General features: G+C 72.0%; 14 protein-coding genes and 1 pseudogene. 8 read left to right on the top strand and 7 right to left on the bottom strand.

Features of this window, described 5'->3' with window-relative positions; all coding sequences use genetic code 11:
* Positions 1-55 precede the first annotated feature (55 nt).
* The gene (locus tag JN350_RS00290) at positions 56-331 is read right to left on the bottom strand and encodes a glutaredoxin family protein (RefSeq protein ID WP_205463178.1); all 276 of its coding nucleotides are present in this window, start codon (positions 329-331) and stop codon (positions 56-58) included.
* 49 nt (positions 332-380) lie between these two features.
* On the opposite strand from JN350_RS00290, the gene JN350_RS00285 reads away from it, so the two are divergent.
* The 6 genes from JN350_RS00285 (at position 381) to JN350_RS00260 (ending at position 6,549) form a co-directional block, all read left to right on the top strand.
* On the top strand, positions 381-2,069 hold the full coding sequence (locus JN350_RS00285; protein WP_205463177.1) for an adenosylhomocysteinase: 1,689 nt from the start codon (positions 381-383) through the stop codon (positions 2,067-2,069).
* A complete protein-coding gene (locus JN350_RS00280) occupies positions 2,066-3,487 on the top strand; it encodes an amidohydrolase family protein (protein ID WP_240347447.1) in 1,422 nt (473 codons plus the stop codon). Before JN350_RS00285 ends, JN350_RS00280 begins: the two co-directional genes overlap by 4 nt.
* Positions 3,484-3,990 carry a cupin domain-containing protein gene (locus tag JN350_RS00275; RefSeq protein ID WP_240347446.1) on the top strand — a complete coding sequence of 169 codons (507 nt, stop codon included), beginning with the start codon at positions 3,484-3,486 and terminating at the stop codon, positions 3,988-3,990. The genes JN350_RS00280 and JN350_RS00275 overlap by 4 nt, the downstream gene beginning before the upstream one ends.
* Before the next feature lie 81 nt (positions 3,991-4,071).
* The gene (locus JN350_RS00270) at positions 4,072-4,893 is read left to right on the top strand and encodes an ABC transporter substrate-binding protein (RefSeq protein ID WP_205463176.1); all 822 of its coding nucleotides are present in this window, start codon (positions 4,072-4,074) and stop codon (positions 4,891-4,893) included.
* A gap of 4 nt (positions 4,894-4,897) precedes the next feature.
* Entirely contained in the window at positions 4,898-5,776 is an 879-nt protein-coding gene (locus JN350_RS00265) for an amino acid ABC transporter permease (RefSeq protein ID WP_205463175.1), read from the top strand.
* Complete coding sequence (locus tag JN350_RS00260; protein ID WP_205463174.1) at positions 5,773-6,549, top strand: amino acid ABC transporter ATP-binding protein; 777 nt, start codon at positions 5,773-5,775, stop codon at positions 6,547-6,549. Before JN350_RS00265 ends, JN350_RS00260 begins: the two co-directional genes overlap by 4 nt.
* Here the strand turns inward: JN350_RS00260 and JN350_RS00255 are convergent.
* Positions 6,546-7,510: pseudogene (locus tag JN350_RS00255) on the bottom strand (NAD(P)H-quinone oxidoreductase). The gene JN350_RS00260 and the pseudogene JN350_RS00255 overlap by 4 nt on opposite strands.
* Before the next feature lie 56 nt (positions 7,511-7,566).
* Here JN350_RS00255 and JN350_RS00250 point away from each other — a divergent pair.
* Both JN350_RS00250 and JN350_RS00245 read left to right on the top strand, forming a co-directional pair.
* On the top strand, positions 7,567-8,034 hold the full coding sequence (locus tag JN350_RS00250; protein WP_205463173.1) for a hypothetical protein: 468 nt from the start codon (positions 7,567-7,569) through the stop codon (positions 8,032-8,034).
* Positions 8,034-8,510 (top strand): hypothetical protein, encoded by a 477-nt coding sequence (locus tag JN350_RS00245; protein ID WP_205463172.1) that lies wholly within the window; start codon positions 8,034-8,036, stop codon positions 8,508-8,510. The genes JN350_RS00250 and JN350_RS00245 overlap by 1 nt, the downstream gene beginning before the upstream one ends.
* 85 nt (positions 8,511-8,595) lie before the next feature.
* Here JN350_RS00245 and JN350_RS00240 read toward each other — a convergent pair whose 3' ends face one another.
* The 5 genes from JN350_RS00240 to JN350_RS00225 form a co-directional block, all read right to left on the bottom strand.
* Entirely contained in the window at positions 8,596-9,474 is an 879-nt protein-coding gene (locus JN350_RS00240) for an aldo/keto reductase (protein WP_205463171.1), read from the bottom strand.
* A gap of 159 nt (positions 9,475-9,633) precedes the next feature.
* Positions 9,634-10,233, bottom strand: a complete 600-nt coding sequence (locus JN350_RS19980; protein WP_275898007.1) for an FAD-dependent monooxygenase — start codon at positions 10,231-10,233, stop codon at positions 9,634-9,636.
* On the bottom strand, positions 10,224-10,880 hold the full coding sequence (locus JN350_RS19975) for an FAD-dependent monooxygenase (protein ID WP_275898006.1): 657 nt from the start codon (positions 10,878-10,880) through the stop codon (positions 10,224-10,226). The genes JN350_RS19980 and JN350_RS19975 overlap by 10 nt, the downstream gene beginning before the upstream one ends.
* 108 nt (positions 10,881-10,988) lie before the next feature.
* Positions 10,989-11,456, bottom strand: coding sequence for a DUF6264 family protein (locus JN350_RS00230; RefSeq protein WP_111086304.1), 468 nt, complete (start codon positions 11,454-11,456; stop codon positions 10,989-10,991).
* Positions 11,457-11,466: 10 nt separating this feature from the next.
* On the bottom strand, positions 11,467-12,339 hold the full coding sequence (locus JN350_RS00225; RefSeq protein ID WP_111086303.1) for an HpcH/HpaI aldolase/citrate lyase family protein: 873 nt from the start codon (positions 12,337-12,339) through the stop codon (positions 11,467-11,469).
* Positions 12,340-12,509: the final 170 nt, after the last annotated feature.

The following is a 12,509-nucleotide window of genomic DNA, read 5'->3' as shown; positions in this document are numbered from 1 at the left end:
ACTGTCGCTTTCGCGGAAGCGGCCGACCGTGCGGCCGGCTGGAGCCGGCCGCAGCTCAGACGGCGCCGGAGGCCTCGAGCTCGGCGCGCAGCTCCGCGTCCGACGGCTCGACGAAGTGCTTGCCGTTCGGCAGCACCACGACGGGGATGTTCTTCCGCCCGCTGATCGCCTCGGCACGGTCGGCCGCCGACAGGTCCTGCTCGACGTCGACGTACTCGTAGTCGACGCCGAGGGTGTCGAGCAGCGCCTTGGACCGGCGGCAGTCGCGGCACCAGTCCGCACCGAACATCGTCACCTTGTCGAACACTCCGGTCGTGGATGCATCGCTCATGCCCAGACAGTACGTCGGCGGACCCCCGCGCATTCCCTACGATTGGGGCATGCCGCCAGGACCCGACCCCGAGACGCGATCCTGGGCGTCGGCAGCAGTCCGACGCTTCGCCGCGGTCACGAACCTGCTCGTCGCAGCCCGCCGGTTCCGCATCGTCGGTGGCGACCCCCGCGACACCGCGGCACTGCACGGGCTGCTCACCGGACTCGGTGCCCGTCCGGCCGCGGAGCACGAGCCGATCGACCAGCTCTGGTGCCTCGGTTCCCCCGACGACTCCACCCCCGTCATCGAGCGCGAGGCGGACCGCCCCCGCGGCGCCACGCTCATCGTGATCGACGCCGGCCGGCACCTGCCCGCCGTCGACGAGGACGCCTTCGGCCCCGTCGTCACCGCCCGCCCCGGCGTGCTCGGCGTCCCGATGCTCTCCGACGACGTCTTCCTCGTCTCCACCGGTCGCGACCCCGAGGACGACCCGGCCGCCGACGCCCGGCTGCGCTGGGCGCGACGCTCGATGCCCGTCTCGCGCGCGGTCGCCGCCGAACTCCGCGACGGCGGACTGCTCCGCGGCACCCGCATCGGCGTCGCGATGTTCCTCGAGCCGAAGACCGCGGTGCTGAGCCTGCTCCTCCGCGACGCTGGTGCCGAGGTCGTCGTCTACGCACACGCCGACGAGACCGACGACGCCGTGGCCGCGTCGCTCCGGGCAGCGGGTCTCACGGTGCACGCGAACAGCGCAGCGTCGCTGCCGGAGCAGAAGGCGCTCGCCCTCGCGATGCTCGACACCCGGCCGCACATCCTGCTCGACGACGGTTCGCACGTCATCCGACTCGCCCACCAGGAGCGTCCGGACCTGCTGCCGACGATGCTCGGCGCGGCCGAGGAGACCACGAGCGGCCTCCGACCCCTGCGCGTGATGGCGTCGCGGGGCGAGCTCTACATCCCCGTGGTCGCCGTCAACGACGCCCGCACCAAGACGTTCTTCGACAACCGGTACGGCACCGGGCAGTCGACGGTGTTCGCGGCGCTCGACCTGGTCGACGGGCTCCCGTCCGGCACGCACCGAGTGCGGTCGGGAGGCGCGGCGGTCGTCGCCGGGTTCGGGCACGTCGGCGAAGGGGTCGCGCTGGTGCTGTCCGCCCTCGGTCTCCGGGTCACGGTCGCCGAGACGGATCCCGTGCGCGCCCTGCAGGCGCTGTTCGCCGGCCACGCCGTCGCGCCGCTCGCCGAGGCCGTGCAGGACGCCGACCTCGTGGTGAGCGCCACCGGGGTCGCCGACACCATCGACCTGCGGGTGCTGCGCTCGTGCGCGGACGGGGCCGTCGTCGCCGCCGCGGGCGGGGTCGACCACGAGGTCGCGCTCGACGACGCCCGCGCCGCCGGAGCCGAACTGCGGCCAGTGGGCCCGAAGGCCGAACGCCTCGTGTTCCCCGACGCCGAGGGCGGACCGATCGTGCTCGACCGCGGCGGCTGCATCAACATCACGGCGGCCGAGGGCAACCCGATCGAGATCATGGACCTGTCCTTCGCCGCGCAGCTCGGGGCCGTCCGCATGCTGCTCGAGCGGGGCGACGAACTCGAGCGAGCCGTCGTGCCCATCGACCCCGCGGTCGACGACGCGACCGCCCGCGTGGCGCTCGCCGCGTTCGGAGCGCGCCCCGTTCCTCCCGGCCTTCCAGCCGAACACCCTGCGGACCGCGAGCCGGACGTCCGGACTCGCCGTTTCGGAGACCCCGCATGAGCGCCGCGCCCCCGAGCGCCGCGCACCCGCGTGCCGACCACTCCGTCGTCGTGCACTCGGCGCGCGTCGTCGTGCCGATGACCGCGCCCCCGATCGCCGACGGCGCCGTAGCCGTGCAGGACGGCCGCATCCTGCACGTCGGCGACCGGTCGTGGGTCGTCGACCAGCTCGCCGGCTCGGGTGCGACGTTCACCGAACGGCAGTGGCGAGGGGCCCTCCTGCCGGGCCTCGTCAACGCGCACTCGCACCTGCAGTACACCGGCATGGCTAGTGTCGGACGCCGCCAGTACGACGGATTCGAGGACTGGGCGGTCGCGTTCAACGAGGACTACGCCGAACCCCACGACTGGCGGGCCGAGGCTGCGGCCGGTGCCGAGGCGTCGATCCTCGCCGGCGTGACGAGCATCGCGGACATCGTCACCGACATCGAGGCCTCCACCGCGCTCGAGACGTACGGGCTCGGCGGCATCGCCTACTGGGAGGTGATGGACTGGGAGAACGACGCCTGGCAGTCGCACGGCCGCGACCAGGTGCTCGACGAACTCGCCCGGATCCCGACCACCCCCGGCGCCGGGCTGTCACCGCACGCGCCGTACTCGCTCGACGTCGCGCCCCTGCTCGAGCTCCCCGACATCGTCCGGCAGCGCGGACTCAGGCTGCACCTGCACCTGGGCGAGGCCGCCTTCGAGGGTGAGCGCATCGCCCTGGGGCCGGTCCCCGGACTGGACGGCGTCGACGGCGTCGGCCACGGCAACGACTGGCACCTGGCGAACGTGCCCTCGTTCCGGGCGCTGCGAGCCCTGGGCTTCGGCGCGAGTGCCACCGCGTTCGTCGACCGGCTCGGGGTACTCGGCCCGGACTGCCACATCGCGCACGGCGTCTACATGACCGCTGCCGACCGGGCGCTCCTGCGCGCTCGCGGCACCGCCGTCGCACTGTGCCCGCGGTCGAACGCCGTCATCGGCCTCGATCCGCCACCGGTCGCCGACTACCTGCGCGAGGGCAGCCCGATCGCCATCGGCACCGACTCGCTGTCGTCGTCGCCGTCCCTCGACCTGATGGCCGACGTCACCGCGCTGCACCGGATCGCCCGCGCCCAGGGGTACGGCCACCGCGACCTGCACGAGCGGCTCCTGTCAGCGGCGACCCTCGGTGGTGCCCACGCCATGGGCCTCGCCGTCGGGCCGGACCGCATCGGTCACCTCGCCGTGGGGGCCCGCGCCGACCTGGCCGTCTTCGACGTCGACGCCCGGACCGTGCCCGACGCACTCGCCGAGCTCGTCGAGGACGGTGCCGGGCGTGCGTCCGCGACCGTCATCCGTGGGGTCGTCCGCGCCGTCGACGGAGCACTGACCGGCGTGCCCACGTCATCGCCCGACCGCCCTGCCCGCCCTGTCATCCCTGTGGAGGAATCATGACCGAGACCGCACCCCGCCCCGGCATGGCCGCCCGTCGCACCGTCGACGGCGAACTGATCGAGTGGCTCGACGTGCCGAAGCGTGCCATCGCCCTCGGCATGGAACCGCACCCCGAGGGCGGTTGGTACGTCCGCACCTGGACCTCGCCGGCCACGGTGACGACACCCGCCGGGGACCGTCCCGCCGCGACCCTGATCCACTTCCTGCTGCCCCCGGGCGAGGCCTCGGCCTGGCACCGGGTGACGAGCGACGAGATCTGGATGTGGCACGGGCCGGACACCGTCGAGCTCGAACTCGGTGGATCCGACGATGCTCCCGAGCCCGGTGCGCGGATCACCCTCGGGCCCGACGCCGGACGTGACCGGGTGAACGACGCGCAGGCGTTCGTACGCGGCGGCGTGTGGCAGCGGACGATCCCGAACGACGGCGAGGTGCTGCTGAGCTGCCTGGTGTCACCGGGCTTCTCGTTCGAGGACTTCACGATGGCGGACGAGGCCGAGTAGTACCGCGACTCCGTTTCGCGTTGGTATCCCACCGCGAAGTACACTTCCACCTGCCCCCACCCCTCGCACGAAGGCCCGACCGTGACCCGACCCCTCCGCCTCACCCTCGCCGTCGCAACAGCCGCGGTCGCCGCCCTCGCCCTGACGTCGTGCGCCGCCGGCAGCGGCAGCAACGAAGACGGCACCGTCACCGACGGCAAGCTGACGATCGCCACCGGTGAGCCGGCGTACTCGCCGTGGATCGAGGACAACAAGCCGGAGTCCGGCAAGGGCTTCGAGTCCGCCGTCGCCTACGCGGTCGCGAAGGAGATGGGCTACAGCAAGTCCGACGTCGTCTGGAAGCGCAGCACCTTCGACAGCGCGATCGCGCCGGGTCCGAAGGACTGGGACCTCAACGTCCAGCAGTTCTCGATCGACGCCAAGCGCAAGAAGGCCGTCGACATGTCGAGCGCCTACTACACGACGACGCAGGCCGTGGTGACGACCAGCACCTCGAAGGCCGTCGACGACACGAGCATCGCCGCGCTGAAGAAGGACGCGATCGGCGTCGCCACCGGGTCCACGTCGATCGCCAGCGTGAAGAGCGTGCTGGGGGTCACTCCGCAGGTCTTCAACTCGAACGACGACGCCGTGCTCGCACTGAAGTCGGGCCAGATCGACGCGATCGTCACCGACCTGCCGACGGCGTTCTACATGGCGGCAGCGCAGCTCGACGACGGCGCGGTGTCGGCGCAGTTCCCGTCGGACGGCAAGGGCGACCAGTTCGGCTTCGTCCTGCCGAAGGGCTCGGAGCTCACGAGCAAGGTCGACAAGGCGCTCAAGTCGCTGACGGACGACGGCACGCTCGAGGACCTGCAGACCAAGTGGCTCTCCTCGGAGACCAACACCCCGGTCCTGAAGTAACCGCATGACCGTGCCAGCAGGCGCCGGTACCGCGGTCGCCGCAGCCGCGCCGAGCCAGGTCGAGGCCGAGCGGCGGCTCTACCGTCGGCAGCGTGGACGCCGGTCGATCGTGGTGTCGGTGGTGTCGACGCTCGTGGTGATCGCGATCGCCTACTTCGGTGTCGTGAACACCCCCGGCTGGGCAGCGGTCCAGCAGTCGTTCTTCGACCCGCAGACCGCGATCGACAGCTTCCCGGACATCCTGCTGGGCCTCTGGCTGAACGTGCGCATCCTGTTCTTCAGTGCCATCGGCGTCGCCGTGTTCGGCACCCTGCTCGCCGTGGTGCGGGGCCTGCGGAACCCGGTCTTCTTCCCGCTGCGGATGCTCGCCACCGGGTACACGGACCTGTTCCGCGGCCTGCCGCTCATCATCGTGCTGTACCTGGTCGGCTACGGGATTCCCGGTCTCGGGGTGTTCCCGCGGCTGCCCGCCGAGGTCTGGGGCACGATCGCGATCGTCCTGACGTACTCGTCGTACATCGCCGAGGTCCTGCGTGCCGGCATGGAGGCCGTGCACCCCTCGCAGCGTCTGGCCGCGCGGTCGCTCGGGCTCTCGCACGCCAAGACGCTGCGGCTCGTGGTGCTGCCGCAGGCGATCCGCAAGGTCACACCGGCACTGATGAACGACTTCGTCTCGATGCAGAAGGACGTCGGTCTGGTGTCGATCCTCGGCGCCGTCGACGCGGTCCGTTCGGCGCAGATCGCGCAGGCGGAGACCTACAACTTCACGCCGTACTTCGTCGCGGGGCTGCTGTTCGTGGTGATCAGCCTGCCGCTGATCCGCGTCACGGACGCGATCGCGCGCCGCCAGCAGCGGCGCGAGCAGATCGGAGGGACCGTATGAGCGAGGTCGGCCAGGAGGCCCGTGGTGCGTCGGGTGCGGACGCTGCGGTCCTCGAACTGCGCGGGTTGCGCAAGGCCTTCGGCGAGCACGAGGTCCTGCGCGGCATCGACCTGACGCTGCACCGCCACGAGGTCATCTGCGTCATCGGGGCGTCCGGCTCGGGCAAGTCGACCCTGCTCAAGACGGTGAACCTGCTCGAGGGCATCGACGACGGCGAGATCCTGCTGCAGGGGACCGACATCGCCGATCCCCGCATCGCCGTCGACGGCGTCCGGGCGCGGATCGGCGTGGTCTTCCAGCAGTTCAACCTGTTCCCGCACATGCGCGTGCTCGACAACGTGACGCTCGCCTCGCGGCAGGTGCACGGCGTCGGTCGAGCGCAGGCGGAGGCGACCGCGCGTCGGCTGCTCGAACGGATCGGGCTGGCAGAGTTCGCCGACGCCTACCCGGACCGGCTCTCCGGCGGGCAGCAGCAGCGTGTGGCCATCGTCCGGGCGATCGCGTCCGACCCCGAGCTCCTGCTGCTCGACGAGGTCACGAGCGCGCTCGACCCCCAGCTCGTCGGTGAGGTGCTCGACCTGGTCACCGAGCTGAAGCGGCAGGGATCGACGATCCTGATGACCACGCACGAGATGCACTTCGCACGGAACGTGGCCGACCGGATCGTGTTCCTGCACCGGGGCGAGGTCGTCGAGCAGGGCGTCCCCGCCGAGGTCCTGGACGCCCCGCAGCATCCGGCGCTGGTCGAGTTCCTCTCCCGCGTCCACGCCTAGAGCGTCAGCAGCACCTTCCCGACGACCTCGCCGTCGCGGACCTTCCGGTGTGCCTCCTCGATGTCGGCGAGCGGCAGGACGGTGTCGATCACCGGTCGGACGCTGCCGTCGGCGACGAAGGGCCAGACGTGCTCACGGACGGCGGCGACGATCGCGGCCTTCTCGGCGAGCGGCCGGGCGCGCAGGGTCGTCCCGCTGATCGACGCCCGCTTCCGCATCAGCGCGCCGAGGTCGAGCTCGGCGGTGCTGCCGCTGCCCGAGGCGATGACGGCGATGTGCCCGTTGGGTGCGAGGGCCTGCAGGTTCCGCGCCAGGTACGACGGTCCGACGACGTCGAGCACCACGTCGACCCCGACGCCGTCCGTGAACGCCAGGACGCGCTCCACGAAGTCCTCGGCGCGGTGGTCGACCACCAGGTCCGCGCCGAGGTCACGCGACGCCTGGACCTTGCGGTCACCGCCGCTCGTCGCGATGACCGTGGCGCCGAGGGCCTTCGCCCACAGGACGGCGTGCGAGCCCATGCCGCCGGTGCCTCCGTGCACGAGCAGCGTCTGGCCGGGGCGGAGTCCGGCGAGCATGCCGATGTTCGAGTACACGGTGCAGGCGGCTTCGGGCAGGCCGGCAGCCTCGACCAGGTCGACCGAGTCGGGGACCGGCAGCACCTGCGTCGCGGGAGCCACGACGAGCGAGGCGTAGCCGCCGCCGGACAGCAGGGCGCACACGCGGTCGCCGACGGCCACCGAGGTCACCCCTCGCCGAGGGCCCGGACGGTGCCGGAGACCTCGAGCCCGAGGATCTCCGAGGCCCCGGGCGGCGGCGGGTAGTTCCCCGCGCGCTGCTGCAGGTCGGCGTTGTTCACCCCGGCGGCAGCGACCTCGATGAGCACCTCACCCGCGGCGGGCACCGGGTCGGGCAGGTCGGTCACGGACATGGTGGTGTCGTCGAACGTGATGGCGCGCATGCCCTCGACGGTACGCCGGGCAGCCGGTCATCCTGTGAGTGCCCCATGTACGCTCGATGACGGATCTGCACCTCATCCGGGGAGTGCGGACCGATCGAGGGGGACTCTCCACCATGCCGAAGAACACGCTCATCGCGCTCGCCACCGCCGGCCTCGCGCTCACCCTGCTCGCCGGTTGCTCGACCGGGCCGTCGAAGGCCGACCAGTGCACCCAGTTCGAGAAGACGGTCAAGACCGCCGCCGAGGGCGTGCAGTCCGAGGCCGCGAACCTGCAGTCCGACCCGGACGCCGCCGTCACGAAGCTCAAGGAGCTCGACGAGAAGATCTCCGACGGCGTCGACGACCTGTCCGACGACGCCCTGCAGGACAAGGGCGAGGCGTTCGAGGACGCCTACGGCGACCTCGTCGACCAGATCGAGGACATCGCGAAGGACCCGCAGTCGGCCGACGTCTCGGCGCTCACGAAGTCCAGCACCAAGGTGCAGGACGCCGGCAACGCCTTCCAGAAGGAGTGCAACTCCTGATGCGCCGCACCCTCACCGCGGTGACCACGGCGCTCGTCGCCGTGGCGCTGCTGGCGGGCTGCTCCGGCGGGTCGTCGGACGACGGCGACTCGGCGGACACGTCTGCTCCGTCGAAGACCTCCGCCCCGTCGAAGACGTCGGCCGCCGCTCCCGCGCAGACCAAGACCGAGGCGTGCGCCCTGGTCGAGAACGAGCTCCGGTCGTTCATCGCCGAGCAGACGTCGTCCTCGGCGCCGGCGGACCCCGCAGCCCGCGCGAAGCTGGTCGGCGAGTTCACCGACCGTCTCGACGCAGCGCTGCCGAAGGTCACCAACGACGACGTCCACGACGCCTTCGAGGACTTCACCGAGGACGCGAAGGAGTACGCCTCGGCGCTCACCTCCAGCGGCTCGAGCGACTCCGCCGAGGCGAAGGACGCCCAGACCGACGTGCAGTCATCACTGAACGAGGTCTCGGCGGTCTGCCCGAGCAACTAGCCCGACGTCGCAGCGCACCAGCACCACACGACGACGCCCCGCAGCTCCGACCGGAACTGCGGGGCGTCGTCGTGCCGGGGACGCGTCAGACGGCCGCCGGCTGCGACGCGTCCAGACGGGCGACGTCCTCCGGTCGCAGCTTCACGGTCGGTGCGGTCAACGAGTCGAGGATCGACTGCGGCCGCGACGCCCCGGGGATCGGGACGACCACGTCGCTCTTCTGCAGCTCCCACGCGAGCGCGATGACCTGCGGGGTCACACCGCGGTCGCGTGCGATGTACGCGAAGTCCTCGTAGGCGGTGCCGAGGTCGGCGGCGTTCGCGATGCCACCGAGCGGGCTCCACGGCAGGAACGCGATCCCGAGCTCGTCGCAGAGCTCGAGTTCCGGCTCGCTCGACCGGAACTTCGGTGAGAACTGGTTCTGCACCGAGGCGAGTCGTCCGTCGAGGACCTCGTTCGCCGTCCGGATCTGGTCGGGATCCGCGTTCGAGATGCCGGCCATCCGGATGACGCCCTCGTCGAGCAGCTCGCCGAGCGCGCCGACCGACTCGGCGTACGGGACGGCGGGGTCCGGACGGTGGAACTGGTACAGGCCGATCGCCTCGACGCCGAGGCGCTTCGCCGACGCCCTCGCCGCCTGCTTCAGGTACTCCGGGTGGCCGTTCTGCGCCCAGGCGCCGGCCTCCGGTCGCAGGTGGCCGCCCTTCGTGGCGATGAGGATCGACTCGGTGTCGCCGTGGAACTCGCGGACCGCCCGGGCGATGAGCTCCTCGTTGTGCCCCACCTCGTCGTGGGCGGCCAGGTGGTACGCGTCCGCGGTGTCGATGAGCGTGACACCGTTCTCGAGCGCGGCGTGGATGGTCGCGATGGACTGTCGTTCGTCGGGGCGCCCCTCGATCGACATGGGCATCCCGCCCAGACCGATGGCGCTGACCGACACGTCTCCGATGACTCGTTGCTTCATGGCCCCAGCATGCGCCGGGGGTGCGCGGTCGCGCACAGGGTGCGTCGCGCAGTGGTGGTGACCGCCCGCCGACCGGGAGGCCCGTGGCGGCCCCGCCCCGCGCCTCCCGTCTGCCGTCCGGTCCCGTCCACCGCACCCACTCCGTTCTGCGTCGGTCGCTCAGCGCCGCGCCCAGCTGGACGCGTGCTCCGGCAGCGGCCCGAACGCGATGCCCCGGGCGTAGAGGCCCCGCGACGGCGGCACGTACCGGGCGAGCAGCACGGGCAGCAGCGGTGGCCCGTCCTGCAGCCGTCCGGCGAAGGCCCGCTCGAACACGACGCGGTGCAGCACGGCCTGCGCCGACTGGACGACCACTGCCGGCGGCCTCCGACGACGCTGCACCGCGGCCAGCGCACCGTCCAGCCCCGCACCACCGAGCCCGCGCCGCAACGACGGAACCAGGATCGCGGCCGTCGCCACGGCGTCCTGCACCGCGAGGTTGATCCCCACCCCACCCGCGGGTGACATCGCGTGCGCCGCGTCGCCGATGCACAGCAGCCCCGGCCGCCACCACCGCCGCAGCCGGTCCATCCGGACGTCGAGCACGTGCACGTCGTCCATCGACCCGATCGTGTCGACCCGGTCGGCGAAGTCCGGACGGAGCCGGGCCACCCGCTCCCGGAAGGCAACGACGCCCTCGGCCCGCAGCGTCGCGTCCGAGCCCTTCGGGGCGAAGTAGGCGACCTGGTGGTAGTCGGGCCGCGGGAAGCTCAGCAGCACGTCCTCCCCGAGAACGCGGGGGTCAGGGCGCTCGCCGCGTCGCCCGACCGCCGAGGGAGCCGGAACCACCAGGTGTCGAACGGCACCGGGAACGCCCGCGGCACGAACCCCGCTGCTCGGCGCAGCACCGAGTTCCGTCCGTCGCAGGCGACCACGACGTCGGCGCGGAGCTCCTCGGGTTCGCCGCTGCCGTCGCGCGGGCGGAGGTGGACCCCGGTGACGACGCCGTTCTCCTCGATGAGCCCGGTCGCCGCGAGGCCCATCGAGATCTCGAAAGACGGTTCCTGCCGCGCAGCGGTGACGAGCAGGTCGAGCAGGTCCCACTGCGGCACCATCGCCACGTGGTCGTACGGGGGATCGAGCCGTGAGAAGTCGCCGAGCAGCAGCCGCGACCCGTCGGGCATCGGCAGGGAGAAGTCGTCGAGCCGTGACTGCGGCAGGGCCCGGAAGCGCTCGCCGAGGCCGAGCTCGTCGAGCAGCCGGATCGTCGAGGCGTGCACGGTGTCGCCCCGGAAGTCCCGGTTGAAGTCGTCGTGCTGCTCGATGACGCGCACGTCGATGCCGGCCCGGGCGAGCAGCAGCCCGAGGACGACCCCGGCGGGGCCGCCACCGACCACCGCGACCGTCGTCCGCGACACCGTCACCATGCCGTGGACGCTACGCCGTGTCGGACCCGCGCACTGCGCGCACCCGCAACACGACAGGACACGAGGTGATCACCTCGTGTCCTGTCGGAAGCGTGGTGCGCGTCGGGGCTAGGCGCTCGCGGACACCGAGGACGACGCGGTCTCGTCGTCGGCGGCGTTCGCGAAGACGACCCCGCCCCACGTGATCACGGCGATCGCGAGCACGAAGCCGACCGCGGCGATCCACCACGACGACTTCCGACGGATCCACGCGCCGATCGCGAGCACGATCGTGGCGACGCCGATCACGAACGCGCCGCCGACGGCGATGGCCGTGCCGCCGATGTACCCGCCGGGCGAGCACCCGGCCGAGGCATCGCAGGTCGCGGTCGCCGAGATGACCGCGATGATGCCGACGACGGCGGTGACGATCGTCATCACGGCACCGAAGGCCAGCAGCAGCACGGTGGAGATCCGGTCGGCGAGCTTCGCCGGCGGGAACAACGTGGTGCCGCTGCGCTCCCAGGCCGCGCGCTGCGGGTCCTGGGGGCCGGGCGAGGACTGCGGCGGACCGCCGGGGACGTTGGACCAGGTCATGGGAGCAGTCCTACCGCGCTTCCACGCCGAACGCCTGTGCGAGCCGCTGGATCTTCTGCGCCCGACCCAGGCGGGGCAGGTCGGAACCGTCGCGGATGACCTTGCCGCGGGCCTCGAAGTCGTCGAGGAAGTCCTGCGCCCAGGCGACGTCGGTCGGCGTGGGGGAGATGACCTCGTTGATGACGGGCAGCTGCTCGGTGTCCAGGCAGAGCTTGCCGGTCAGGCCGAGCGACACCGCGACCTGGGACTGCTCGCGCAGGATCGGGTGCGACGACCCCACCGTCGGGCCGTCGATCGGGCCGGGCAGGTCGCCGACGCGCGACGCGACGACGAGCTTCGACCGCGGGTACGCCATCGCCAGGGTGTCGGCGCTCGTGCCGGTGTCGCGGCGGTAGTCGCCCGAGCCGAACGCCAGCCGGAACGCGCCCTGCGCCCGCGCGATCGAGACGGACTCCTCGATGCCGAGCGCCGACTCGACCAGCGCGATGACCGGGGTCTGGCCGCCGAGCCGGTGCCACGTGTCGGTGACCTGGGCGGGGGACTCGGTCTTGGCGAGCATCACGCCCTGCAGCCCGGGCAGCCCACGGAGTTCTTCGACGTCGTCGGCCCAGAAGTCGGTCGTGACGTCGTTGATCCGGACCCAGGCCTCACCGCCGCCGGCCAGCCACGCGGCGACGCCCTGCCGTGCCGAGGGCTTGGCGGCGGGGTCGACGGCGTCCTCGATGTCCAGGATGATCTGGTCGGCGCGGGACCGCTGCGACTTCTCGAACCGGTCGGTCGCGGTGCCGGAGACGAGCAGCCACGAGCGGGAGATCTCGGCGGGGACCGATCGACGCCGGTTCGGCGTGGGGGCGGACGGGGTGGTGCGGTCGTCGATGGCCATGCCCCGTTGGTACCACATCGGACGTGTCGGACGGCCGATCGGAGGTCTGTCGCGTCGGATCGGACGCCTGACGCCGTGTACCGGAAACCCCGAAACCTCGGTTCATTGCCAGAGAGGGCGCTCGTTCCCGCCTACAGTGTCGGATGTGTGGCGAGCGGACAGGGTGACCG

The sequence above is a fragment of the Curtobacterium sp. 24E2 genome (assembly GCF_016925595.1).
Taxonomy (GTDB): Bacteria; Actinomycetota; Actinomycetes; order Actinomycetales; family Microbacteriaceae; genus Curtobacterium.
The sequence above is the reverse complement of the archived record's forward strand: the minus strand, read 5'-3'. Positions and strand labels throughout refer to the sequence as shown.